This is a genomic window from Sphingobium ummariense RL-3, assembly GCF_000447205.1.
In the GTDB taxonomy this organism is placed as follows: domain Bacteria; phylum Pseudomonadota; class Alphaproteobacteria; order Sphingomonadales; family Sphingomonadaceae; genus Sphingobium; species Sphingobium ummariense.
On sequence record NZ_AUWY01000112.1, the window covers coordinates 84,081 to 108,513 of the forward strand.

Here is a 24,433-nt window from a genome sequence, read left to right on the forward strand (position 1 = left end):
TATGGATCGCGCGGAAAAGATCGGCCTGGGCGTCGCGACGGCGGGACATGTCCTGCTGTTCGGGCTGCTGTCCGCCGGTTTCCTGGCGACGCCCAACCCTCTGAAGCTCAATTCGCCGCCGATGGACGTCAGCCTGGTGGACGAGGTCGCGCTCAAGTCCACCGCGCCGCGTATCTCGACGGAGCCGCCGCCGCCGAGCGTCGCGCCGGAGAAGGGGCCGACCGAGGACGCCGCGCCCGCGCCGGAACCGGAACCGCAGCCGGAGCCTGTCGCCGCCCCGCCCAAGCCGCAGCCCAAGCCGACACCGCCCAAGGAGGTCGCGAAACCGGCGCCACCCAAGCCCGCGCCAGCGCCAAAGCCTGCACCAGCGAAGAAGGAGGTGGCGAAAGCGCCCGCCAAGCCCAAGCCGGCCCCCGAGAAGCCCGCCCCCAAGGCCAAGCCCGCGCCGGAGAAGACCAAGGCCGCCGCGGCCGCGCCCACCAAGTCGACCGCCAAGCCCAAGACCGATGCGCCGGCGCGTGCCTCCGGCCAGGGCAAGGCGGAGAAACCGAAGGGCTCCCTGCTGGGCAAGGATTTCCTCAAGGGCATCGACACCAATGCCGACGCACCGCGTAAGCCCGCGCCGCCGCCCGCCGCCGCCATGGGCACGCAGCAGAAGGCCGCGCTCGACGCGGAGATTCGTCGCCAGTTGAAGCCGCACTGGCGCCCCCCATCGGGCGCCGACGCGGACCAGCTCGTCACCCTGCTGGAGGTCCGGCTGGACCAGAGCGGGCGCGTGATCGGCACGCCGGAGATCATCGACCAGCTCGGCGTCACCGCCAGCAACCGCCCCCAGGCGAAGCTGCACGCCGAACGCGCGATCCAGGCCGTGAAACTGGCGTCGCCCTTCAGGAATTTACCCCCCGAATATTACGAACAGTGGAAATGGCTGCGGCCACTCCGCTTTGACGCGAGGCTGAACCGATGAAGACGACCCTGTTGCGCCGCCTTTCGACGGCCGCCGCCGCCCTGCTGGCTTTCGCCGCCGCGCCCTCCCTGGCGCAGTTGTCCGTCGATGTGACCGGAGACATCGACGCCAACCTCAAGATCGCCGTGCCGCCGATGCCGGCGCAGCAGGAAGTATCGACCCCCGCCGGCTCTTCGGGCGAACTCGGCCGCAAGATCGCTGAGGTGATCGCATCCGACCTCAAGGGATCGGGGCTGTTCGAACCCTCCGGCCCCGCCGGCCTGCCGGCCATCGCCTTCCCGGAGGTCACCTTTCCGCAGTTCGAGAAATGGGGCGCCTATCAGGCGCTGGTGCACGGCTTCGTGCGCACCACCGGGGGAGAGGCGGACATCACCGTCGGCTGCTATCTCTATGACGTGGCGCTGAAGCAGGAGCTGACGCGGCAGGGCTATGTCGTCGCCCCGCGCGACTGGCGCCGCGCCGCGCATAAATGCGCCGACGCGATATACGCGCGCCTGTCGGGCGAGAGCCCCTTCTTCGACAGCCGCATCGCCTATATCGCCGAAAGCGGCCCCAAGGGGAACCGGACCAAGCGGCTGGCCATCATGGATTCGGACGGCGCCAACCACCGATTCATCACCAACGGCCAGTCGATCGCGCTGACGCCCCGCTTCTCGCCCGACTACAAGTCGATCGTCTATGTGAGCTATCTCAACAGCCGGGTGCGAATCTATGTCTACGACATCGGCACCGGCAGCCAGCGGCTGGTGACGGAAAGCAACAACCCGACCTTCGCGCCGCGCTGGTCGCCGGACGGCCGCAACATCCTCTTTTCCATGGCGGTGGCGGGCAATACCGACATCTATCGCGTGTCCGCGAGCGGCGGCACGCCGGTGCGGCTCACCACGTCGCCCGGCATCGATGTGGGAGGCAGCTATTCGCCCGACGGCAGCCGCATCGTGTTCGAGAGCGATCGTTCGGGTGGGCAGCAAATCTATGTGATGAACGCGGATGGCTCCAACCAGCAGCGGATCAGCCATGGCGGGGGCCGTTATGCGACGCCCGAATGGAGCCCGCGCGGCGACCTGATTGCCTTCACCAAACTGTCGGGCGACTTCAAGATCGCGGTGATGACGCCGACCGGCGACAATGAGCGCATCCTGACCAACGGCTGGCAGGACGAGCAGCCGACCTGGTCGCCCAACGGCCGCGTGCTGCAGTTCTTCCGCACGACGCCTGGCCGGGAAGGCAACAGCCAAGTCTGGCAAGTCGACCTGACCGGCGTGAACGAACGGCGGATCCCGACACCGCTCAGCGGCTCTGATCCGGCCTGGGGTCCGCTGCTGCCGTGAAAGGGCGGGGATTAATCCCCGCCTCGACGGAACCCTTTCGTCTTGACAGCGTAACGAACTTCACCAAGCCTGCCCTGCATTTCCGGGCGGTACACCGGCACGATCAAGGAGACTGTGATGAAACTTTCCCGGCCCCTGTTGATGGCGACAGCCATCGTCGCGCTCGCGGCCTGTTCGAAGAAGCCACCGGCAGAGCTGCCCCCCGCCCCCGGCGGAACGGCCGCTCCATCTACCGGCACCGGCGGCGTGCCGTCGAGCGGCCCGGTCAAGGGCAGCCAGGAGGACTTCATTGCTTCGGTGTCTTCGGACCGCGTCTTCTTCGCCCTCGACCAGTATGACATCGATGCCGAGGACCAGGCGACGCTGCAGAGCCAGGCGGCCTGGCTGCAGCAGAACCCCAGCGTTCGCGTGACGATCGAGGGCCATTGTGACGAGCGCGGCACTCGCGACTACAACATCGCGCTGGGCGAGCGCCGCGCCAATGCGGCGAAGAACTATCTCGCCTCGCTGGGCGTCGATCCCGGCCGCATCACGACCGTCAGCTATGGCAAGGAACGCCCCGCCGCGCTGGGATCGGACGAAGCCGCCTGGGCGCAGAACCGCCGCGCGGTGACGGTGACGATCCAGTACTGAGGGTTTGGTCTTATAAGACGAACGCATCGTCATCCCGGCCCTGAGCCGGGATGACGAAGTGAAATGGCCAGAATTGGCCTTCCCCACATTGGCTCACACTCCAGCTCCCCAGCGGAAGGGGAGCCGACTTCACCCCCGCCGCGTACCCGAAAAGCCCGCCGCGCCGAAGGCACCAAGCTGCATCGTGCCGCTGATCGTGTCGCCCGTCACTTCCGCCTCGCATTCCAGCGTCATCGGCATGGGCACGGTCATGTCCATCTTCCACGTCAGGTGGTTGCCGTCGACCTTGCCGTCCTTGACGTCGAGCGAGCCCAGCATCCCGGCGAAAGTACCGTGGAAGGTCTCGCCCGCGCTGATCACGGTCAGCACGCCGTTTTGGTCGCCCATCGGCGTCTTTGCGACGCAATCATAGGCGCCGTCCACTCCAGCCATATCCATTCTCCTTACGTTTACGTTCGCGTTAGTCTGCAAGCGTACCCGTTTCCACCGGAAGGCCGACCGCGTCAAGCTGCGGCCGCACCAGCTTCGCATCGCCCACCACGACCCAGATCAGCCGGTCGGCAGCGATCGCCTCGCGCGCGGCCTTGTCGAAATCGGCGGCGGTCATCGCGCGATAGATGGCAGGAAGACGCGCATAATAATCGTCCGGCCGGCCGATCAGGTCGTTGCGCATCATCGCCGCCAGCAGATCGGACGACGTCTCGAAGCTGCCGGGCAGCGAGAGGATCTGGCTGTTGATGGTCTGGTTGCGCTCCGTTTCGGTGGTGCCCTTGGCGGTCAGGAAATCCGTGATGTCCTTGCGTGCCGCGATGATCGATTCGCCGGTCTTGTCGGTCTGCACCGGGGCATAGACGAGCAGCGGGATGGTTTCCTTCACGCCCGGCAGTGCAGTGCCGGCATAATAGGCCCAGCCCTTGGTCTCGCGCAGGTCCATGATGAGGCGGGAAGTGGTGCTGCCGCCCAGCACCTCGTTTGCCGTCAGCAAGGTCACCGGATTGTCGGTGCCGGCCTTGTTGGTCAGCACGCCCGCCAGGATCATCGACTGCGGGCTTTGCGGCTTGTCCACCAGCACGATGCGCGAGGGCCGCAGCATTCGGTCCATCCGGAACAGCTTGGCGCCCTTGGCCCGCGCCGGCGCCTTCCAGTCGCCGAAGCGCTTTTCCAGCAGCGGCATCAGCTCGGCCAGCGTCGTGTCGCCGGTGGCGAAGATCTTGGCGTTGTCGGGCCGCATCCAGGCTTCGTGGAAGGCGACGAGATCGTCGCGCGTCACCGCCTTGACGCCCGTCTCCGTGCCGGAGCCGGTGAAGGGGATGCCATAGGGATGCGCCTTGCCGTAGAGCAGCGGCGGCAGCAGGCGCTGGGCGATCGGCATCGGCTCGGTCTTCTCCGCAGCGATGCGGGTCAGCAGCTGGCCACGCAGACGCTCGACCTCCGTCGGGGCAAAGGCGGGGTTGCGTACGATGTCGGACAGCAGCCCCAGCGAGGCGTCGAGATTGGGCTTGAGCGCATAGAGGCCGACGGTAGTGCGGTCCATGCTGTTGGCGGCGCTGACCGCCGCGCCCAGCCGCTCCTGCTCTTCCGAAATCTGGAGCGAGCTGCGCGTCTTCGTGCCTTCGTCCAGCAGCGCGGTGGTGAGCGCGGCGGTGCCCAGCTTCGCCTTGTCGTCGGCAGCGTTCCCCGCGTCGAAGGCGACCGATACGCGCACGGTCGGCACCGCGTCGCGACGGGTGAAGACGACCGGAATGCCGTTGCTGAGCGTCGCATGCTCGACCTTCGGGAAATCAAGGTCGGCGACGGGCTCGATCGCGGGCTCGGCGATCTTCGTGGGCGCCGGCGGCGTCGCGGCGGCCGGCGCGGGCGCGTCTGGATCGCGGAAGAAGGCGGGCCTGTGCGTCGCCGTGTTGCCAGCCAGTGCATTGTCCGCGGCCGAACGCTCGCCCGGCGCGACCGTGAGGCGGAGCACAGGCCGGCCGAACCATTTGCGCGCTGCCGCGCTCACCGACTGCGGCGTGGCGGCGGCATAGGCGGACAGGTCCTTCTTGTACTTGCCCGGGTCGTTCGAATAGACCGCGCCTTCCGCCAAGGTTACCGCCTTGCCGGAAAAGCCGCCGACCTTCTCCAGACCGGAAATGGTGCCGGACACCTGCTGCGTCGCGGCGCGCAGCACCTCGTCGGCGGTCGGTCCCTTGGCGAGATAGTCGGCGAGCAGTGCATCGAGCCGCTTGCCCACCGCGACCGGATCGACGCCCGGCTTCACGTCCACAGTGATCTCCGCCATGGAGAGCTTCTCGAAGGGCTGGATGCTGGCCTTGACGCCGACCGCCACCTTCTCGTCGCGGACCAGCGTATTGTAGAGGCGCGAGGAGCCTAGACCACCGAACACCGACATGGCGATGTCGAGCTGCGTCAGCTCGTCCGAGTTGACGCCGGGCACGATCCAGTTGCGATAAAGCCGGGTGGCGGCGACATTGTCGTGCATCAGCTTGTCGACATCCTTGTCGAGCGTCGGCACGCTGGCATCGACATCGGTGGGCGCGGGGCCAGCCGGAATGTTGCCGAACCAGCGCTCCACCTTCGCCTTCGCCGTGGGCACGTCGATGTCGCCCGCCAGCACCAGCACGGCGTTGTTGGGGCCGTAGTGCGTCTTGAACCAGCTCTGCACGTCGGCAAGGCTGGCAGCGTTGAGATCCGCCATCGAGCCGATGGTCGAATGGCGATAGGGGTGCCCCTCCGGCAGCAGCGCGGCGAGCTGCGCATATTCGACGAGACCATAGGGCTCGTTCTCGCCCATGCGCTTCTCGTTCTGGACGACGCCGCGCTGGGTATCGAGCTTCACCTGCGTCACCGCGCCGAGCAGATGGCCCATGCGGTCCGATTCCAGGAACAGCGCGCGGTCGAGCGCGCCGGTCGGCACCGTCTCGAAATAGTTGGTGCGGTCGAACCAGGTGGTGCCGTTCCAGTCGGTCGCGCCGATATCCTCCAGCCGGCCGAAGAAGGGGCCGTCGGCGTTTTCCGAACCATAGAACATGATGTGCTCGAACAGGTGGGCGAAGCCGGTCTTGCCCGCGGGCTCGAAGCGCGACCCGACATGGTACCAGATCGACACGCCGACGACCGGCGCCTTCCGGTCGGTGTGGACGATGACCCGCAGGCCGTTCTTCAGCCGGAATTCCTCATAGGGAATATTCACCGCCGACACGAGGCTGGAGAGCGGTGCGGGCGCCGCCACCGCCGTGGAGGCGGGCGCTGCCGCGATCGCCTGGGTCACGGGCAGCAACGCAAGCGCCGACAGGCCGAGCAGAAGCGGAAGCCGGCGGGAGAAGGAAGAGAGGGTCATCGGGGCCTCATGAGAAACAGGACCACGCGGGCATGAAGGACTCCGCCCGCCATGCCCGCACCATAGCGGGGCGTTTTAGCGGCGCAATACGCATTGCGCTGGACAAGGCGCGGGGTGCCCGGCAAGAAAATTCGATTCCAGACCTTCGACGAAAGCGCCTCCCCCATGAAACGCCCCGTTGCGCTCGCAGCGATCGCCGCCCTACTCCTGCCGGCCGCGCTGCCGGCCCAGTCACCGGCAGAACCGGTCTTCTCCGCCGCGGCGGTGCGCGCCCATGTCGATTTCCTGTCCGACGATCTGCTGAAGGGCCGCGACACCGGCAGCGAGGAGCATGAGATCGCGGCACGCTATGTCGCGAGCCAGTTCGAGGGTATGGGCCTCAAGCCGGGCGGCGACACCAAGGAAGGCAAGGGCGGCTGGTACCAGAGGATCGGCTTCCAGAAGACCGAGCGCACCGCCACGCCGGGCACGTTGACGGTCACCGGCCCGGCGGGCGGGAAGACCTGGGCGCACGGGACCGACGTCCTCGTGAGCATGAACACCGCCGAGCCTGCGCTGGATGTTTCCGCACCGCTGGTCTTCGTCGGCTATGGCATCGAGAATGCGCGCTTCGGCCTCAACGACTATGCCGGTCTGGATGTCAGGGGGAAGATCGTCGTCGCGCTGCGCGGCTATCCCAAGGGGCTGCCCAGCGAGGAGGGCGCGCACCTGTCCGCAACCAAGGCGCAGGCGGCGCAGGCGCACGGCGCGATCGGCATGCTGTCGGTCGGCACGATCCAGTCGATGAAGGCGCGCCCGTGGAGCCGCATGGTCCATTTCGCCGACGAGCCCGACTTCACATGGGTCGGCGTCGACGGCAAGCCCTTTGACGAAGCGCCGGGTATCCGCGCCTCCGCCTCGCTCAACGAGCCGGCGGTGGACGCCGTGTTCGCCGGCGCGCCGACGACGATCGCGGCCATCCGCAAGCAGGCGGACAAGGCGGGTGGCAAGCCGAAGGGCTTCCCGCTCAAGGCCAGCGTGCGCATCAAGATCGAAAGCCGGAGCGAGCGCGTCACCAGCCCCAATGTCGTGGGCATCCTGCCTGGCAGCGACCCGGCGCTGAAGGACCAGTATGTCGTCCTGTCCGCGCATCTGGACCATATCGGTGTCACGCCCGCCAAGCCGGGAGACACGCCCGAAACCGACCGCATCAACAACGGTGCGCTCGACAATGCGGCGGGCATCGCCACCATGCTGGAAGTCGCGCGGGCGATGGCGCAGGCGCCGGTGAAGCCACGGCGCTCGATCATCTTCCTCGCCTCCACGGGGGAGGAGAAGGGCCTTCTGGGCGCCGACTATTTCGCGCGCCACCCCGCCGTCCCGGTGAAGCAGATCGTCGGCAATGTCGACCTGGACATGCCGCTGCTGCTCTATCCCTTCACCGACGTCATCGCCTTTGGCGCCGACCATTCGACCCTGGGCCCGATCGTGGCGAAGGCGGTCGCGCCGATGAACGTCAGGCTTTCGCCCGATCCGATGCCGCAGGAAACGATTTTTGTGCGGTCCGACCATTATATGTTCGTGAAGCAGGGCGTGCCCGCCGTGTTCCTGGCCACCGGCTTCGCCAATGGCGGCGAGAAGGCCTGGGGCGAGTTCCTGGGCGGCAATTATCACCACCCCGGGGACGACATGAGCCAGAAGATCGACTGGGATGCGGGCGCCCGCTTCGCTGAGGCCAATTACCGGATCACCCGTGCCATGGCGGACAGCGACACGCCGCCGGCATGGTATCAAGGCGATTTCTTCGGCGACATCTTCGCGGCCGGAGCGGTAAAGGCGGCGCGTTAGGCATTTGCCGCCCGTTCCTGCATCGGGAACGCCCTATTTGCGGAGTCCGTTCATAGGGTAAATTGCGGATTGAACTGAGGCTCTTGTGTTGCTTTTTCGCAACACTATATCCGGGCCAGTTTCATTCCAGAGGGTTGCCATGAATCTCGAAAAGTTCACCGACCGCGCCAAGGGGTTCCTGCAATCCGCGCAGACCGTGGCGATCCGCATGAACCACCAGCGGATCAGCCCAGAGCATCTGCTGAAAGCCCTGCTGGAGGATCAGCAGGGTATGGCCACGGGCCTGATCAAGGCGGCGGGCGGATCGGCCGAGACGGCTGTGCGCGAAACGGATGCGGCGCTGGCGAAGATCCCGGCCGTCTCCGGCAGCGGCGCGCAGCAGACCCCCGGCCTCGACAATGACGCCGTGCGCGTGCTCGACAGCGCAGAGCAGGTGGCACAGAAGGCCGGCGACAGCTTCGTCACGGTCGAGCGGCTGCTGCTGGCACTGACCCTTGCCACCACCACGACGGCGGGCAGGGCGCTCGCCGCGGCCGGCGTGAAGGCGGAGGCGCTCAACGCCGCGATCAACCAGCTCCGCCAAGGCCGCACCGCCGATACGGCGGGCGCGGAGGACCGCTATGACGCGCTCAAGAAGTTCGCACGTGACCTGACGCAGGCGGCGAAGGACGGCAAGCTCGACCCGGTGATCGGCCGCGACGAGGAGATCCGCCGCACCATCCAGATTCTGGCCCGCCGCACCAAGAACAACCCCGTGCTGATCGGGGACCCCGGCGTGGGCAAGACCGCCATCGCCGAGGGGCTGGCGCTGCGCATCGCCAATGGCGACGTACCCGATACGCTGAAGGACCGCACGCTGATGGCGCTCGACATGGGCAGCCTGATCGCGGGGGCCAAATATCGCGGCGAGTTCGAGGAGCGTTTGAAGGGCGTGCTCGACGAGGTCAAGGCCGGCGAAGGCCAGATCGTCCTCTTCATCGACGAGATGCACACGCTGATCGGCGCGGGCAAGTCGGAAGGCGCGATGGACGCGGGCAACCTGCTGAAACCCGCACTGGCGCGGGGCGAGCTGCACTGCATCGGCGCGACCACGCTCGACGAATATCGCAAATATGTGGAGAAGGACCCCGCGCTCCAGCGGCGGTTCCAGCCGGTGTTCGTCGGCGAACCCACGGTGGAGGACACCATCTCCATCCTGCGCGGGATCAAGGACAAGTACGAGACGCACCATGGCGTGCGCATCACCGATGGCGCGATCGTGTCCGCCGCGACGCTGTCCAACCGTTACATCACCGACCGCTTCCTGCCCGACAAGGCCATCGACCTGATGGACGAGGCGGCAAGCCGCATCCGCATGGAAGTGGAGAGCAAGCCCGAGGAGATCGAGAATCTGGACCGCCGCATCATGCAGCTCCAGATCGAGCGCGAAGCGCTGAAGAAGGAAAGCGACCAGGCGTCGAAGGACCGGCTCACCGCGCTGGAGGGCGACCTGGCCAATCTGGAGCAGCAGTCGGCGGAGCTGACCCAGCGCTGGCAGGCGGAGAAGGACAAGATCGCGGGCGAGGCGAAGCTGAAGGAACAGCTCGACGCCGCGCGCATCCAGCTGGAGCAGGCGCAGCGCAGCGGCGAATATGCCAAGGCGGGCGAGCTGCAATATGGCACGATCCCGACCCTGGAAAGGCAGCTGGAGGAGGCGCAGTCCGTCTCCAAGGGCGCGATGCTGCGCGAGGAGGTGACGGCCGAGGACATCGCCGCCGTCGTTTCCCGCTGGACCGGCATTCCGGTCGACCGGATGCTGGAGGGCGAGCGCGAGAAGCTGCTCAATATGGAGGCGGAACTCGGCAAGCGCGTGATCGGTCAGGCCGACGCGGTCAAGGCCGTCGCCACCGCCGTGCGCCGCAGCCGCGCCGGGCTACAGGACCCCAACCGACCGCTTGGGTCGTTCCTCTTCCTCGGCCCCACGGGCGTCGGCAAGACCGAGCTGACCAAGGCGCTCGCCGGCTTCCTGTTCGACGACGACAGCGCGATGGTGCGCATCGACATGAGCGAGTTCATGGAGAAGCACAGCGTCGCCCGCCTGATCGGCGCGCCTCCGGGCTATGTCGGCTATGAGGAAGGCGGCGTGCTGACCGAAGCTGTCCGCCGCCGTCCCTATCAGGTCGTGTTGTTCGACGAGGTGGAGAAGGCGCATGGCGACGTGTTCAACGTGCTGCTGCAGGTGCTCGACGACGGCCGCCTGACCGACGGGCAGGGCCGCACGGTCGACTTCACCAACACGATCATCGTGCTGACCTCCAACCTCGGCAGCCAGTATATCGCCGGCCTGGCCGACGGCGAGCCGGTCGAGAAGGTCGAGGATCAGGTGATGGACGTCGTCCGCGCCCATTTCCGGCCGGAGTTCCTCAATCGCCTGGACGAGATCATCCTGTTCCATCGTCTGGGCGCCGAGCATATGGGCCCGATCGTCGACATCCAGGTCGGCCGGGTGCAGAAGCTGCTGAAGGACCGCAAGGTGACGCTCGACCTGACGGACGGCGCAAGGGCGTGGCTGGGGCGGGTGGGCTACGACCCGGTCTATGGTGCGAGACCCCTGAAAAGGGCCGTGCAGCGCTATCTGCAGGACCCGCTCGCCGACCTGATCCTGCGCGGCGCGGTGCCGGACGGGTCGACCGTCCGGGTCGAAGATGGCGACGGATCGCTGACCCTTCGCGTAAACTGATCCTCGCCCGAAAAAGAAAAAAATGAGCGCTCCTCTTTCGAAGGAGCGCTCACAGACTGATCATCCCGGCAAGGGTGGGATGATCAGTAGTTGACCTTCACGCCGACGCGGAAATAGCGGCCCAGTATGCCCTCGCCGCCCTGGACGGGGTTGTAGGCATGGGCGCCATAGGTGACCGTGTCGATGCGCGGCAGCTTGTCGAACATGTTGAGCATGTTCGCATAGAGGGTGAAGCTATCGTTCACGCGAACCTGGGCGTTGAGGTCGAAGGTGATGTAGTCCTTGACCCGGCAGGGCAGCGATCCGTCGTTCAGGCCGCAATCCTTGTAGCCGGTGCCCTGGTCGGTCGCCGACAGGTCGTAGCCGCCGAAGAAGTTGACGGTGTTGCTGATCGCGAAGGAGCCGAAGTCCAGCGTGTTCAGCAGGGTACCGCGCCATTTCGGCGTACCGGAACCGGCGGTCAGGTTGAAGTTGCCGAGCGTGCCATCATAGCGCTCCACCGAACCGTCGGGGAAGCGGGTTTCCAGCTTCATGATGTAGCTGGCCTCCAGCGAGCTCTGCCAGCGGATGCCGTCGGTGATCGCGAGATCGGCATTGGCGCCGAAGTCAAGGCCTTCCGACTTGATCGTATTGGCGTTGATGAAGCCCGACTGGACGAAGGCGATGCGCGGCAGAGCGCCCGGATTGGCGGTATCGGGCGCGTCCGGAATGACGGTGTAGCCCGCCGGGATGTCCTGGCCCGCATAATAGGCGTCGATCGCCGGCGCGTTGTTCGCGGTGGTGATCGCGTTGGTCTTCTTGATGTTGTAATAGTCGACCGTGAAGCTGAGGCCCCGGATCGGCTCGACCAGGATACCGGCGGTGAAGCTGCGCGACTTTTCGGGCTTCAGGTCCGGATTGCCAACCGACGTCTGGCCATAGGTGCCGTTGCGGATATAGGCAGGGCAGGACGCGAAGGTCGCGACGGTGCAGCCATATTGCGCCAGATACTGGTCGTTGAAGATGCTGGCGGTGTTGGAAACATAGCCGGTCGTCGGGAAGGTCGCATTGGCCTCGCCGAAGCTCGGGATGCGGAAGCCCTTCGAGTAGGTACCGCGCAGCATCACCTGCCGGATCGGCTTCACCTTCACGCCGATCTTGGGCGAGAAGTTGTCGGTACCGCCCGAATAGCGATCATAACGACCCGAGGCGTTGACTTCGAGCTGGTCGAGGATCGGCGCGTTCACTTCCGCGAAGGCCGAATAGACCCGGCGGCTGCCCTTCACGGCGAACCCGTTGAGGCGATAATAGCGCTCCGTCCCGCCATTAAAGTCGGAGTTGATGCTCGGGGAATCGATCGCCTCATAGCGGAAGGACACGCCGACGCCGACCTGCAGCGGGCCGCCCGGCAGGTCCATCAGGCTGCCGCTGACGTTCGCCTGGGTCTGCACCAAGTCCGACGTCGACGTCGCCTGGGCGGTCGGCATCAGATAATCCAGCACGTCTTGGCTGTTGGCCGCCGGGTTGACGAAGTTGAAGCTGCCGTCGGCGATCACGTCCAGCAGATGCTGGATATAGACATAGCCGTCCGACTTGCGGCGCAGGTCCATGTGCATCGCCGTCGCGTTGACGTCATAGGTCCAGTTGTCGTTGATGGGACCCTTGATTCCCAGTGCACCGCGATAGGCGCGGGTGCGCGATTCGTCATGCTCGATCGAATTGGGCAGGCGGCCGATGATCGCGGCGGTCTGGCCCTGCGCGGCGAAGGGGTTGTTGGGATTCAGCGTGCCGTTCGCCGCGGTGCAGGCGACGGTCGTGCCGCGCGGGCAGACATAGACCGGCAGCTGCAACACGGTGTTGCCGCCATAATAAGCGATATTGGCTGAGGTGCTGTAGCGCGGAAAATAGAAGGGCGCGGGCGCATTGCCACGGATCGTGGTCGGCAGGCCATCATAGGCCACCTTGGTCTGCAGGAAGTTGAATTCCGCATAGGCCTCCGCCGAATCACCCACCCGGGCGGTGATGCGGCCGGACAGGCCATAGCGTTCGATGTCCGGATTGATGACGCCGTAGTTGTTGGTAAGGTCTTCCTGGCACACCGTGGTCGGGGCAGCCGGATTGTCCGCCAGTTCGCCCGGCGTCAGACCATAGGGCGTGCTGCGGTTGCAGCCCAGGTCCGGATTCAGGATCTGATAGCGGCCGCTCTGCGTGCCGGTGAGCGCGCTGGCGGGACGCACAAACAATGTGCTGCCGGTGTTGGTGACGACATCGCTGAAGCCGGGATAGGCATTGTCGCCGTCCAGGCCGTCGACGATGTTGTTCGGACCGCAAGTGCCGTCGTTGCAGATCCGGCGATAGTCGTCGGTGTTGAACGGATAGGGGCGATCCTTGTTCTTCAGCTGCTTGCTGTTGTAATAGAAGCCGCTGACATAGGCGTTGTAGCCATTCTCCTCCAGGTCGCCGGTGCCCGCGGTCAGCGACAGGCGGTACTGCGCACCGTCGCCGCGGCTGGAGATGCCGGTTTCCGCCCGGCCGCTGACGCCCTTGAAGTTCTTCTTCGTGATAATGTTGACGACGCCCGCGATCGCATCCGCGCCGTAGCTGGACGATGCGCCGTCGCGCAGCACTTCGACATGGTCGATGATGTCGTCGGGAATGGTGTTGAGATCGACGAAGTTGCGCGTGCCGTCATCGGACAGCGGATAATAGGCGGCGCGCATGCCGTCGAACAGCACAAGGGTGGAGTTGGTCGACAGGCCGCGGAGCGACACGGCCGATGCGCCAGCCGCGAAGGCACCGTTGGCCGAGAAGCTGTTGGTGAGCGCCGGACCGTTGTTGGAGGCGATACGCTGCAGGCCTTCCTGCACCGTGCTGACGCCGCGCTTGTCGAGGTTGTCGATGGTCACCACGGTGACGGGCGAGGGTGTTTCGGCATCCGCGCGGCGGATGATCGAGCCGGTGACGATGATGGTATCGTTTTCAGCGGCGTCGCCCGCTGCCTGCGGCGAGACGTCCTGCGCGAAGGCGGGCGCCTGAAGCAGCGCGAAGCCGAGAATGGCGGGCGCAACGCCCGCACGCAAAAATGCGGTGATGGATGATGTTTTCACAAGCCTGACCCCTTTTTCTATCCGGCCGGAAGGGACCCTTTCGCCCTTCGCCGCCAGCGATTGGCGCATGACGCGCTGGGTCGCACTGGTGCGAAGCTGTCATGCGAATGTAAAGCAGTCAGCAATCATGTCTTACAGATTGTGTAAAAACTGTGACCGGGACTCCACACCGTTGCGGGGAGAAAATGAAATATTTTTCAAGATGTTGTTTAGACGGTCCGTGCAGAGGACACGGCAGTCCGTTTGCGTTCCAGCAATGTTCTAGTATGAGAAATAGCCTCTGCTTCGATCTTCCAAAAGGCCCTGCCTCGGCGCACAACTTTGGGCATTGCTGCCGGCATCGCATAAAAGAAAACCGCGCCCCGGATGAGACGCGGTTTTTTTCTGGCAAGCATAATGTGCCGCGTGCGGATTATCCGTTAGGGTTCATGCCCGCCCGGTTACGCGAGATGATGTCGTCAGCATCGCGATTTTGCTGCTCGCTGATCGCACGCCATTCGGCATTGGTCTTGCAGATCCGTTCCTTGCGCACCAGCGACCCGGTGACTTCCAGCTGCCGGCACCGCACCGCATTGGGATCGTTCCGGTTGAGCTTCGGCTTGTCCTCCGCCAAGGCGGGATAGGCCGAAAGAAAAAGTCCTGCCACCAGTGCGGCCTTGATCGTCTTCATTTCATGTCTCCATCGATCGCTGGATCAGGCCGCCCGTCTCTCCTTCCGACAGCATTCCAGGACCGCGCTATGTCAAAATGCCTTCTGTGCCTTGCCGGCATCGGCAGTCGCGTAGAATTGCTTCAATAACCGCTGCTCGGCAAGCGACAAATGCGGGTTCCAGACGTCGAAGATCAGCACCACGCGCAAATGATCGCTGTCGTTCCAGGCTTCATGTTCGATGGTGTCGTCGAAAGCCCAGGCTTCCCCTTCACGCCAGGCCCGTGTTTCACCGCCGACGCGGAAAAAACAGCCCGGCGGCACGACCAACGGCAGGTGAATGATCGCCCGGGTGTTGGTGACCCCCGTATGCGGCGGAATGCGGCTGTGGGGTTTCAGCAGCGAGAAGAAGGCCGACGGTGCGCGCCCCGGAATGTCAGCGCGCGGCAGCGCCTCCAGTGCCGCCACGGTCTGCGGGCAGGCGTCGCACACGGCGGGATTGCGAACGCCATATTCCCACAGGAAGGCCGCGCCCCAGTCGAGCGATCCGTCCAGCGCCGTCCATTTGTTGTCGGGCGTCCCTGCGTCCAGCCGGACATAGGGACGGACCGGAGCATCGCCCCTGTCAATCAGCGCCAGGAACTCGGCACGGATTGCGTCGGTCTTCCCTTCCAGTTCGGCCATCCAGGGGAAATGGGCGCGGTCGAAAAATTCGTCGGCGGGCAGAAAGGGATAATGAAGGCCCGAGCATTGATTGGCATAGATCGACCGGCGGCCGAACTCCCGCTCGAGACAGGCCTGGAAACGGCGACGGGCCAAGGCGTCGGCCGCATCCATTTCCTCCGCAACGCCCTGTTCGATATAGGCAGCGAACTGCGCCCTTTGATCGGCCACGAAACGGCGTGCGCCGGCCAGCGTCTCGGCCAGTTGCGCCGGAATTTCCGGCAGGACCGCGGACAGCGCCAGCACCTTCCCCCAGCTGTCCGCCGCCGCCTGGCGCTCATCCACGCGTTGCTGGAGCTGGGCCATGCGCAGCTGCGCCATGAAATTGCGCTGGTCGATGTCGATCGCTCGTTGCAGCGCGTCGCGTTCTCCCTCCGCATCGCCCAGGCCGCGCTCCGCCGAGGCGGCATTGAGCCACAGTGCCGGTTCGCGCGGGTCGGCCGCGGCAGCCGCCCGGAAATGGCGGCGCGCCTCCGCAAAATCCTGCTGCCCCAGCGCGATCATGCCCAGCATATTGAGCGCCTGCGGCTCGCCCGGGTACAATCGCAGCGCATCGCGCAGGAGCGCCGACGCATCGTCATCGCGGCCGCGCTGCCGCGCCGACGCCGCCTGCTGCAACAGCGCCGCCGCGCGCGCCCGATCCTGATATGCCTTGTCCTGTTTCGATACCGTCATGGCGACTCGCTAGCACAAAGCCGGAGGCGCGGGCACTAAGGAACAATGCTTGTAAGGGGCGCGGCTGCGTGCGAAGGCTTGGTCGCATGCAGACCGTCCCGCCGTCCCCGGCGATCAAGGCTGTGATGGCCAGCGCCGAATGGCTGGCGCACCGCTATGATCCGGGCCAAGATGCCATCCACATGGTTCCGCTGCCCCGCGCCCGGCATGCGGACCTGCCTTTCCTGACCGATGAATATCTGGGATCCGACCTCCGCCCGCTGGTGCTGCGGCGGGAGGATGCGCTCGCCCAGGCGCCAGCCCCCGCGCCGGTGCATTTCCTGTTCCACTCGGCCTATTGCTGCTCGACCCTGCTCGCCGCGGCCTTCGATATTCCCGGCGTTTCCATGGGGCTCAAGGAGCCTGTGATCCTCAACGATATCGTCGGTTGGCGGCATCGCGGCGCGAAGGGGCCGGAGGCGGCGCTGGTGCTAGACCAGACGCTCCGCCTGCTCGCCCGCCCGTTCGGCCCGGGCGAGGCGGTGGTGGTCAAACCTTCCAACGTCGTCAATCCGCTGATCCCGGCGATGATGGCGATGCGTCCCGACGCCCGCGCGCTGCTGCTGCACGCGCCGCTGGAGGATTATCTCGCGTCGATCGCGCGCAAGGGCATGTGGGGGCGGCTGTGGGTACGCGACCTGCTGCAGAAGCTGCTGCGCGAAGGGATGGTCGACCTCGGCATCGCGCCTGCCGATTATCTCGGCCTCACCGACCTTCAGGTGGCGGCGGTCGGCTGGCTGGCGCAGCAGGCGCAGTTCCATCGAATCGCGGAGCAGCTGGGTTCCCGGCAGATCGCAACCCTGGACAGCGAAAGGCTGATTGCTGACCCGGCTGGATCGCTGGCCGGGCTGGCGCGCCTTTTCGGCTTGCCGCTCGACAGGACGGCTGTCGAGACGATCGCTAACGGTCCGATTTTCACGCGCGACGCCAAGACAGGGGGCGACTTCGCTCAAGGCCAGCGCGCCGAAGAAGCCCGGCGCGGCAAGACGCTCCACGCCGAGGAACTGGAAAAGGTCGCCGCCTGGGCAGCCGTGCTGGCAGGCAATGTGGGCATTCCCATGGCGCTTCCCCATCCGCTTGCAGCCTGACGGTCGATCGCTCAAAAAAATGGGCCGGCCCGGAGGCCAGCCCTTGATGAGTTTAGGAGAGGATGCCTGAAAGGCCCGCTCTCTTTGGCGGAGCGCGGCCCAGGCCGCAAATGCGAAGCGTTGCAAAACGATTGCATGTTACGCAATCGTCATGATGAAAGGCTGGCTCAGAGCGGATTCCCGTTCTCGTCGCGCAGCACTTCGCGGCGGCCGACATGGTTGGGCGGGCCGACCAGCCCTTCCTCCTCCATCCGTTCGATGAGCCGCGCGGCCGAATTGTAGCCGACGCGGAGCTGCCGTTGCAGCCAGCTGGTCGAGGCCTTCTGATTCTCGAAGACGAGCTGGCAGGCCTTGCGGAACAGCTGGGCATCGGGGCTGTCGTCGCCCAGGTCGACGCCGTCGAGCGCAAAGCTGCCGTCCTCTGGTTCCTCTGTGACAGCGGCGATATAGTCGGGCTTGCCCTGCGCACGCCAATGGTCGGCGACCATGCGCACTTCGTCGTCCGAGACGAAGGGACCGTGAACGCGGGTCAACCCCTTGCCGCCGTGCATGTAGAGCATGTCGCCCTTGCCCAGCAGCTGCTCGGCGCCCTGTTCGCCCAGGATGGTGCGGCTGTCGATCTTCGACGTGACGAAGAAGCTGATGCGGGTCGGCAGGTTCGCCTTGATGACGCCGGTGATGACGTCGACCGAGGGACGCTGCGTCGCAAGGATGAGGTGGATGCCGGCCGCGCGCGCCTTCTGGGCGAGGCGCTGGATCAGGAATTCCACCTCCTTGCCCGCGGTCATCATGAGGTCGGCGAGCTCGTCCACCACCACCACGATCTGCGGCAGCGGCTGGAAGTCGAGCTGCTCCTCCTCGTAGATCGGCTTGCCGGTTTCCGGGTCGTAGCCGGTCTGGACGCGGCGGCCGAGCGGCTTGCCCTTCGCCTTCGCGGCGCGGACCTTCTCATTATAGTTGGCGAGGTTGCGAACGGAGATCGACGCCATCATGCGATAGCGATCCTCCATCTGCTCGACCGCCCATTTGAGCGCGCGGACGGCCTTGCTCGGCTCCGTCACCACCGGCGAGAGGAGATGCGGGATGTCGTCATAGGTCGACAGTTCCAGCATCTTGGGGTCGATCATGATGAGGCGCAGCTGGTCCGGCGTCATGCGGTAGAGCAGCGACAGGATCATCGCGTTGAGGCCCACCGACTTGCCCGACCCAGTGGTGCCCGCGATCAGAAGGTGGGGCATGGGCGCCAGGTCGGCGATGATCGGTTCGCCCGAGATGTTCTTGCCCAGGATGATCGGCAGGGTCGCTTCCTGGCCGAACTGCTCGGACGTGATGAGCTCGCGGAAGGACACGCCTTCGCGATGGGCGTTGGGCAGCTCGATGCCGATGACGGTGCGGCCGGGAATGGTCGCGACGCGCGCCGAGAGCGCCGACATGTTGCGGGCGATGTCGTCGGCCAGCGCGATCACCCGGCTCGCCTTGATGCCCGGCGCCGGCTCCAGTTCGTACATGGTAACGACCGGGCCGGGGCGGACCTCGACAATATTGCCCTTCACATGGAAGTCGTCGAGCACGCTTTCCAGCAGGCGGGCGTTGCGCTCCAGTGCGGCCTTGTCGATCTTCGTCCCCTGGTTCGTGGGGATCGGGTTCAGCAGGTCGGGCGAGGGCAGCGAGCTGTTGCCGAACAGATCGTCCTGGCTGACCGGCGCCATCTGCCGCTGCGCCGGGGCGGGCTTGGGCGCCTGGATGGTGATGGGCGGCTTGGGTTCGCTCGATACCTGCCTGCGGGGGCCGTTCACGCGTTCGGGAGCCTCACCATCCTCCTCATCCTCCTGCCCGGACGCGGCGGCACCGGCGAAGGCCAGTCGGGGGCGGGGAAGGCTGAGCCGGGGCAGCGAAGGCCGGCGTAGGGTGAAGATCGGCCTGTCGAGCGCCAGGCTGCGATACCAGACGAAGAGGCCGGCGATCAGCGCCAGCAGCACGGCGGTGCCGGAAATCCAGCCCTGCGCCGCGCCGGGCGCGCGCGCGACCAGACTGTAGAATCCCTTGGCGCTGGCGAGGCCCACCATGCCGCCCCAGCCGGACGGCAGGCCGACCAGCGGATCGGGCTGGAACAGGGCGAGCGCGATGCCGATGAAGGCGATGCCCAGCACGCACTTGCCGAACTGCCCCTTCCACCCCGCCATGTCCTGATCGCCCCAGAGGCGGCGCGCGGTGATCGCCATCAGCGGCAGCAGAAGGGCCACGGGAACGCCAAGGAGAAGCAGCAGGAAATCGGCGGTCCATGCGCCCGGCGCGCCCATGATGTTGCGCACCCCATCGCCCGCCACGGTCATGAGCGAGGGATCGCTGGGCGTGTAGCTGAGCAGGGCGAGCGCGAGGAACAGGGTGACGAGCATCAGCGCGATCGCGCTGATCAGCGCACCGCTGCGGATCAGGCTGCGTTTCAGCATCTCGCGCCATTCCGGCGTGCGCTTGGCTCCACGGCTGACGGCCATGACGTTCCTTGTCCCCCAAATGTTCCGTTTCGGCACAATGCCCCCGGGGGGGAGTCCGCGTCAAGAGTCCGCCCGACGAGCCGTTTCGGGCCCGGTCCGTAACATCCCTTATGGCAGGCAGCGCCTCCCTGCCGGCACAAGGGCCGGGAAAGGAGAGCCACGATGATCGCTCAATATTATCCGTGGATGGTTGCCGTCTGCCTGGGAATCTTCGGCGCCGTCCTGCTGATCGTCAGCATCCAGGACAGCCTGCACGACCGCAACTAGGCCGCGAGCGCGCGCAGGGCGTCGCCATCGACGCGCTGCACCGTCCATTCGTCCATAGGCCGGGCTCCGATGGACCGGTAGAAGGCGATGGACGGCGCGTTCCAGTCCAGCACCCACCATTCGAGGCGCGCGCAGTCGCGATCCAACGCGATCTGCGCCAAGCGGCGGAGCAGCGCCTTGCCCGCGCCCGAGCCGCGCGCTTCCGGCACCACGAACAGATCCTCCAGATAGAGGCCCGGTCGCCCTTCGAAGGTCGAGAAATTATGGAAGAAGAGGGCAAAGCCGATCGGTCCCTCCTCTCGTTCAGCAATCAGGACTTCGGCCATGGGGCGTGGGCCGAAGAGATATTTCTCCAAGGTCGCACGGTCGGCCTTCACCTCATGCGCAAGCTTTTCATAGTCGGCGAGCGCCAGGATGAAGCCGTGGATGGCGGCGATGTCGGCGGGAACCGCCTCGCGGATGATGAGGGTCATAGGGCTCCTGCTTCGACATGGGGCGGTTCCGCCGGTCGCGCCCGCGCCGCCACCAGGCAGCCGGCGACGATCAGCGCCGCGCCAGCCACTGTGGTCAGCGTCAGTTCTTCGTCAAATGCCAGCCAGCCCATAATGGCCGCCCAGACGAAGGCGCTGTATTCGACCGGGATCAGGCGCTGCGCCTCTGCCCGGGCATAGGCCCAGGCCAAGGCGGTGAGCGAGGCGAAGGCAAGAATGGCAGCCAGAGCCACGAGGAGCCAGGCGGAATGGCGGGGAATAACCGGGCGCAGATCGCCGATTCCAGGGATGAGCGCGACGGTAACGGCGGCCATGGTGAAGACGCCGAGCATCACCAGATGCTGGAAGAAGGCGACCTCCACGGGAGAGGCCATCTGCGCCTGCCGGCGCTGGAGAATGAGATTCCAGGCGAACAGCACCGCCGAGAGCAGCACGGCCAGAGCGCCCAGCAGCGCATCGATATCATAGGTGCCACGCATCCGGCCCGACAGGATGATGGCGACGCCGATCAAACCGAGGAGCGATGCGCCGATCGCCTGCCGCCCGACCTTTTCCCCGAGCAGCAACGCGGCGAGGTAGAGCGCGATCAGCGGCGCGATGAAGGACAGCGCGATCGCCTCCGCCAGCGGCAGGCGCATGATCGCCCAGAAGAAGAGGCTCGCCATCGCCGCGACGACCAGGCCGCGCAACAGATGGAGGCGAAACACTGCAAGGGTCGGCCAGCGCTGGCGGAGGGCCAGCATCAGCGCAAGCCCCAGCAGCGATCCGACCACGGCGCGCCAGAACAGCGCGTTGAAGAGACCGATGGAGAGGCTGAGACCCTTCATCGCCGCGTCCATGACGGAGAACAGTGCCACGCCGAGGCAGCAGACGGCGAAGGGAAGCGCGAAATAAGCGCGGGAGGTTTCGGGTAGCATGCCCCTCTCTTAGCGCAGAGGAGGGATTGAGGCCGGGACCATCATCCGTCGATCTTCGCCCCGGTCATGCGACCGATCACCAGCTCTCCGATCTCCAGCCGGGCGACGCGCGCGGTGCCGATACGCAGGCGGCCGATCGCCAAGGCGCCAATCGCGAGCGCACCGAGGGCAAGCGCGCCGAGGGCCATGGCACCCATAGCGCCAGCACCGAGGGCCGATGCTCCCGTCGCCTTTACGCCCGTGGCCTTCGCTGCCTGGAGGTCGGTGCCAAGGCGGCTATCGCCAGCTACCTTGTCCTGCGTCTCCGTCATTCCGCCGCCTCGGCCTGCCCGGCGTCGGTCGACTCCGCTTCCAGCTTCGCCGCCTCGATCTCCGCCGCCTTGGCTTCGACGAGAGCGACGATATGGTCGATCATCCCTTCATCCTGGACGGTGTGGTCGGTGAGGCCGGAAAGATAGACCATGTGCTTGCCCGCGCCGCCGCCGGTCAGGCCGATGTCGGTCTCGCGCGCTTCGCCCGGGCCGTTGACGACGCAGCCGAGCACCGAGAGCGACAGGGGCGTGTGGATATGCTGGAGCCGCTGTTCCAGCGCCTGAACGGTGCGGATGACGTCGAAGCCCTGGCGCGCGCAGCTGGGGCAGGAGATGACCTTGACCCCGCGGGTGCGGATGCCCAGCGACTTCAGGATCTCGTAGCCGACCCGCACTTCCTCTTCCGGTTCGGCGGAGAGAGAGACGCGGATGGTGTCGCCGATGCCGGCCCAGAGCAGGTTGCCGATGCCGATCGCGCTCTTGACCGTACCGCCGATCAGGCCGCCCGCCTCGGTGATGCCGAGGTGGAGCGGACAGTCGACCGCTTCGGCGAGCTGCATATAGGCGGCGACCGCGAGGAACACGTCGCTGGCCTTCACCGCGACCTTATATTCGTGGAAATCCTGGTCCTGGAGCAGCTTGATATGGTCGAGCGCGCTCTCGACCAGCGCTTCGGGACAAGGCTCGCCATATTTTTCGAGCAGATCCTTTTCCAGGCTGCCAGCATTCACGCCGATGCGGATCGAGCAGCCGTTCGCCTTGGCCGCGTCCACCACTTCCTTGACGCGCGCCTCGCTGCCGATGTTGCCGGGGTTGATGCGCAGGCAGGCCGCGCCCGCATCGGCGGCTTCGAGCGCGCGCTTATAGTGGAAATGGATGTCGGCGACGATCGGCACGCGGGCGGCGCGGACGATCTGCTTCAGGGCCGCGGTCGATTCCTCGTCGGGACAGGAGACGCGGATGATGTCCACGCCCACCTCCTCGCAGCGGCGGATCTGGTCGATCGTCGCACGCACATCATGAGTCGGCGTGTTGGTCATGGTCTGCACCGTGACGGGCGCGCCGCCGCCGACGGGGACGTTGCCGACCATGATCTGGCGGCTCTGGCGGCGGGCGATGTCCCGCCAGGGACGCAGGCCGGGATTGTGATCGGACATGAAAAGGGGCTCCGTTGGCTACGGAGCCCCCTATAGTCCTTCCCGCGTCCGGTTAGAAGCGCGCGGTGAAGGATGCGGCGACCTGGTCCGCATTGCCGGTGGTCAGGGCACGGGTCGTCGCCGTGACGGTCGCGGGCGCCGGGAAATAGCTGTCCGGGCGGATGATGTTGGCCTTTTCCACGAAGGTGTGGGCGTAGGACAGGTTGAGCGCGAACGCCGGCGAGATGTTCCAGGTCGCGCCGCCCGACAGCCAGACGCGGTCGCCGTCCGGCACCCGGGTGGTGAGCAGCTGGTTGTTGGTCGGCGTGCGGTCGAACATCGTGCCGGCGCGCACGGTCAGGGCCGGGCTGACATCATATTCGGCGCCGGCGCTGAAGCTGTAGCTATCATGATAGTCCAGCTCCTTGATCGACGGGGAGCCGACCTCCGGCGTGATCGCGATCGCCTTGAACTTCGACCAGTTGTACCAACGCCCGGTCAGCATCGCGCGCAGCTTGGGCGTCAGGCTGTGGGTCATGCTGACGGTGACGATGTCGGGGAGGTCGAGCGGCGCGGTCGCGTCCACGGAGCCGTTGGCTGCAGCCAGTGGACCAGCGAGGCCCGAGATGGTCTGCGTGCCCGTCAGGTGGTGCTTGATGCCGGACCGATAGTGAACGCCGAAATGCGTGTCGCCGGTGGTGTAGAAGATGCCCGCGTTCCAGCCGACCGACCAGTCGTCGCCCTCCACCTTTGCATGGCCGTCCGCCAACAGCGGGGACAGCTGCGGCAGGGCGTTGGTCAGCGTCACCTTCACATATTGAACGTCGACGCCGCCGCCGATCGAGAGATTGTCGGTGACGCGGTAGGCAGCCGACGGCTGGATATTGTAGGTCTTGAGGTCGGTATAGAGCGAGTCGTAACGGCCGAAGAAATCGTCGTCATATTCGAGCTTCAGGCCGAAGGGCGCGTTGACTCCCAGGCCCAGCCAGAGCCGGTCGGTGATCTGCGCGCTGACATAGCCGCTGGGAATGGGAATGACGCTTTCGAACGGCTGGCCGCCATCGCCTCCCGAAACAGGCACCTGAACGGGAAGGCCCGGCACGGTGCGGGTGGTGCCGCGATTGGACTGGTGCGCGAACGCCATGAGTGCAACGCCACCGACCGATGTCTGGATGCCCGGAAGTTCCGTCATCGCCGCGGGATTGAAGTAGATCGTTGACGGGTCGTCTGCTGCAGCGGCGCCACCGGACAGCGCGCGGCCAGTTTCCTTGGGCGACTGTTCCTGCAGGTAGAAGCCGCCCGCGAGGGCAGGGAACGGCGCTGCGAGCGCGGCGGAAAAGGTCAGACTGGCAAGAAGGCGACGACGAAGGGGCATGGCAGATCCTCTGCTTGTTCTTTTGCTGTTCGGGCCGGAAGGCGCGTACAGAACGCGTTATCAGGCCCTTGGAGCCGCGGAACTATGCCCCGACAGGGTTAAAATCCAGTGTTCCGGAAACGCCAAGGCCCGCCCAGGGAGCGCTACACCATGGTTATCGACCCATGGACGCTACGGCAGGGAAGCCCTGTGCGGATATGCCACAGTTGACAAAAAAAAGCCGTCCTGGTGGACGGCTTTGGAAGTTTTTAGGAGAGGATGCCTGAAAGGCCCGTTCCTTTTGCGGTGCAGCGTCCCACGCCGCAAATGCGAAACGGACACCCATGATTGCATGAAACGCAATCGTCACGGAATCGTAAGCTTTCCG

General features: G+C 65.8%; 17 protein-coding genes. 6 read left to right on the top strand and 11 right to left on the bottom strand.

The window, feature by feature from the left end; genetic code table 11:
* The first annotated feature begins 1 nt into the window (after position 1).
* The 3 genes from M529_RS41050 to pal all read left to right on the top strand — a co-directional run bounded on the left by M529_RS41050 (position 2) and on the right by pal (position 2,931).
* Entirely contained in the window at positions 2-967 is a 966-nt protein-coding gene (locus tag M529_RS41050; protein WP_021319044.1) for a cell envelope integrity/translocation protein TolA, read from the top strand.
* Complete coding sequence (gene tolB / locus M529_RS41055; RefSeq protein ID WP_021319045.1) at positions 964-2,298, top strand: Tol-Pal system beta propeller repeat protein TolB; 1,335 nt, start codon at positions 964-966, stop codon at positions 2,296-2,298. Before M529_RS41050 ends, tolB begins: the two co-directional genes overlap by 4 nt.
* 117 nt (positions 2,299-2,415) lie before the next feature.
* Positions 2,416-2,931, top strand: a complete 516-nt coding sequence (pal, locus tag M529_RS41060) for a peptidoglycan-associated lipoprotein Pal (RefSeq protein WP_021319046.1) — start codon at positions 2,416-2,418, stop codon at positions 2,929-2,931.
* Positions 2,932-3,060: 129 nt separating this feature from the next.
* Here pal and M529_RS41065 read toward each other — a convergent pair whose 3' ends face one another.
* Both M529_RS41065 and M529_RS41070 read right to left on the bottom strand, forming a co-directional pair.
* Positions 3,061-3,363, bottom strand: a complete 303-nt coding sequence (locus M529_RS41065) for a hypothetical protein (protein ID WP_031295210.1) — start codon at positions 3,361-3,363, stop codon at positions 3,061-3,063.
* A 28-nt stretch (positions 3,364-3,391) separates the two neighbouring features.
* Positions 3,392-6,268 (bottom strand): M16 family metallopeptidase, encoded by a 2,877-nt coding sequence (locus tag M529_RS41070; RefSeq protein ID WP_021319048.1) that lies wholly within the window; start codon positions 6,266-6,268, stop codon positions 3,392-3,394.
* 165 nt (positions 6,269-6,433) lie between these two features.
* On the opposite strand from M529_RS41070, the gene M529_RS41075 reads away from it, so the two are divergent.
* Both M529_RS41075 and clpB read left to right on the top strand, forming a co-directional pair.
* On the top strand, positions 6,434-8,095 hold the full coding sequence (locus M529_RS41075; RefSeq protein ID WP_031295212.1) for a M28 family metallopeptidase: 1,662 nt from the start codon (positions 6,434-6,436) through the stop codon (positions 8,093-8,095).
* A 139-nt stretch (positions 8,096-8,234) separates the two neighbouring features.
* Positions 8,235-10,814 carry an ATP-dependent chaperone ClpB gene (gene clpB, locus M529_RS41080; RefSeq protein WP_021319050.1) on the top strand — a complete coding sequence of 860 codons (2,580 nt, stop codon included), beginning with the start codon at positions 8,235-8,237 and terminating at the stop codon, positions 10,812-10,814.
* Between the two features lie 83 nt (positions 10,815-10,897).
* Here the strand turns inward: clpB and M529_RS41085 are convergent, their stop codons facing one another.
* The 3 genes from M529_RS41085 to M529_RS41095 form a co-directional block, all read right to left on the bottom strand.
* Positions 10,898-13,900, bottom strand: coding sequence for a TonB-dependent receptor plug domain-containing protein (locus M529_RS41085; protein WP_031295213.1), 3,003 nt, complete (start codon positions 13,898-13,900; stop codon positions 10,898-10,900).
* A 412-nt stretch (positions 13,901-14,312) separates the two neighbouring features.
* Positions 14,313-14,570, bottom strand: a complete 258-nt coding sequence (locus M529_RS41090) for a hypothetical protein (protein ID WP_021319052.1) — start codon at positions 14,568-14,570, stop codon at positions 14,313-14,315.
* A 72-nt stretch (positions 14,571-14,642) separates the two neighbouring features.
* Complete coding sequence (locus tag M529_RS41095) at positions 14,643-15,947, bottom strand: aspartyl/asparaginyl beta-hydroxylase domain-containing protein (protein ID WP_021319053.1); 1,305 nt, start codon at positions 15,945-15,947, stop codon at positions 14,643-14,645.
* Between the two features lie 86 nt (positions 15,948-16,033).
* Here M529_RS41095 and M529_RS41100 point away from each other — a divergent pair, with 86 nt between their 5' ends.
* Positions 16,034-17,074, top strand: a complete 1,041-nt coding sequence (locus M529_RS41100) for a hypothetical protein (RefSeq protein WP_021319054.1) — start codon at positions 16,034-16,036, stop codon at positions 17,072-17,074.
* Positions 17,075-17,241: 167 nt separating this feature from the next.
* Here the strand turns inward: M529_RS41100 and M529_RS41105 are convergent, their stop codons facing one another.
* The 6 genes from M529_RS41105 to M529_RS41130 all read right to left on the bottom strand — a co-directional run bounded on the left by M529_RS41105 (position 17,242) and on the right by M529_RS41130 (position 24,066).
* The gene (locus tag M529_RS41105) at positions 17,242-19,569 is read right to left on the bottom strand and encodes a DNA translocase FtsK (RefSeq protein WP_021319055.1); all 2,328 of its coding nucleotides are present in this window, start codon (positions 19,567-19,569) and stop codon (positions 17,242-17,244) included.
* 263 nt (positions 19,570-19,832) lie between these two features.
* Positions 19,833-20,309: a GNAT family N-acetyltransferase gene (locus M529_RS41110; RefSeq protein WP_021319057.1), complete on the bottom strand. Its 477-nt coding sequence runs from the start codon at positions 20,307-20,309 to the stop codon at positions 19,833-19,835.
* The gene (locus M529_RS41115) at positions 20,306-21,244 is read right to left on the bottom strand and encodes a DMT family transporter (protein ID WP_021319058.1); all 939 of its coding nucleotides are present in this window, start codon (positions 21,242-21,244) and stop codon (positions 20,306-20,308) included. Before M529_RS41115 ends, M529_RS41110 begins: the two co-directional genes overlap by 4 nt.
* 41 nt (positions 21,245-21,285) lie before the next feature.
* The gene (locus M529_RS41120) at positions 21,286-21,555 is read right to left on the bottom strand and encodes a hypothetical protein (RefSeq protein ID WP_021319059.1); all 270 of its coding nucleotides are present in this window, start codon (positions 21,553-21,555) and stop codon (positions 21,286-21,288) included.
* Entirely contained in the window at positions 21,552-22,712 is a 1,161-nt protein-coding gene (gene ispG / locus M529_RS41125; RefSeq protein WP_021319060.1) for a flavodoxin-dependent (E)-4-hydroxy-3-methylbut-2-enyl-diphosphate synthase, read from the bottom strand. Before ispG ends, M529_RS41120 begins: the two co-directional genes overlap by 4 nt.
* A gap of 52 nt (positions 22,713-22,764) precedes the next feature.
* A complete protein-coding gene (locus tag M529_RS41130) occupies positions 22,765-24,066 on the bottom strand; it encodes an OmpP1/FadL family transporter (RefSeq protein ID WP_021319061.1) in 1,302 nt (433 codons plus the stop codon).
* Between the last annotated feature and the right edge of the window lie 367 nt (positions 24,067-24,433).

Excerpts from the sequence above, each read along its gene's own strand:
- M529_RS41105 (WP_021319055.1), bottom strand. The coding sequence starts at position 19,569 with ATGGCCGTCAGCCGTGGAGCCAAGCGCACGCCGGAATGGCGCGAGATG.
- clpB (WP_021319050.1), top strand. The coding sequence starts at position 8,235 with ATGAATCTCGAAAAGTTCACCGACCGCGCCAAGGGGTTCCTGCAATCC.
- M529_RS41095 (WP_021319053.1), bottom strand. The coding sequence starts at position 15,947 with ATGACGGTATCGAAACAGGACAAGGCATATCAGGATCGGGCGCGCGCG.
- M529_RS41115 (WP_021319058.1), bottom strand. The coding sequence starts at position 21,244 with ATGCTACCCGAAACCTCCCGCGCTTATTTCGCGCTTCCCTTCGCCGTC.
- M529_RS41075 (WP_031295212.1), top strand. The coding sequence starts at position 6,434 with ATGAAACGCCCCGTTGCGCTCGCAGCGATCGCCGCCCTACTCCTGCCG.
- tolB (WP_021319045.1), top strand. The coding sequence starts at position 964 with ATGAAGACGACCCTGTTGCGCCGCCTTTCGACGGCCGCCGCCGCCCTG.
- M529_RS41120 (WP_021319059.1), bottom strand. The coding sequence starts at position 21,555 with ATGACGGAGACGCAGGACAAGGTAGCTGGCGATAGCCGCCTTGGCACC.
- pal (WP_021319046.1), top strand. The coding sequence starts at position 2,416 with ATGAAACTTTCCCGGCCCCTGTTGATGGCGACAGCCATCGTCGCGCTC.
- M529_RS41100 (WP_021319054.1), top strand. The coding sequence starts at position 16,034 with ATGCAGACCGTCCCGCCGTCCCCGGCGATCAAGGCTGTGATGGCCAGC.
- M529_RS41130 (WP_021319061.1), bottom strand. The coding sequence starts at position 24,066 with ATGCCCCTTCGTCGTCGCCTTCTTGCCAGTCTGACCTTTTCCGCCGCG.
- ispG (WP_021319060.1), bottom strand. The coding sequence starts at position 22,712 with ATGTCCGATCACAATCCCGGCCTGCGTCCCTGGCGGGACATCGCCCGC.
- M529_RS41070 (WP_021319048.1), bottom strand. The coding sequence starts at position 6,268 with ATGACCCTCTCTTCCTTCTCCCGCCGGCTTCCGCTTCTGCTCGGCCTG.
- M529_RS41065 (WP_031295210.1), bottom strand. The coding sequence starts at position 3,363 with ATGGCTGGAGTGGACGGCGCCTATGATTGCGTCGCAAAGACGCCGATG.
- M529_RS41090 (WP_021319052.1), bottom strand. The coding sequence starts at position 14,570 with ATGAAGACGATCAAGGCCGCACTGGTGGCAGGACTTTTTCTTTCGGCC.
- M529_RS41050 (WP_021319044.1), top strand. The coding sequence starts at position 2 with ATGGATCGCGCGGAAAAGATCGGCCTGGGCGTCGCGACGGCGGGACAT.
- M529_RS41110 (WP_021319057.1), bottom strand. The coding sequence starts at position 20,309 with ATGACCCTCATCATCCGCGAGGCGGTTCCCGCCGACATCGCCGCCATC.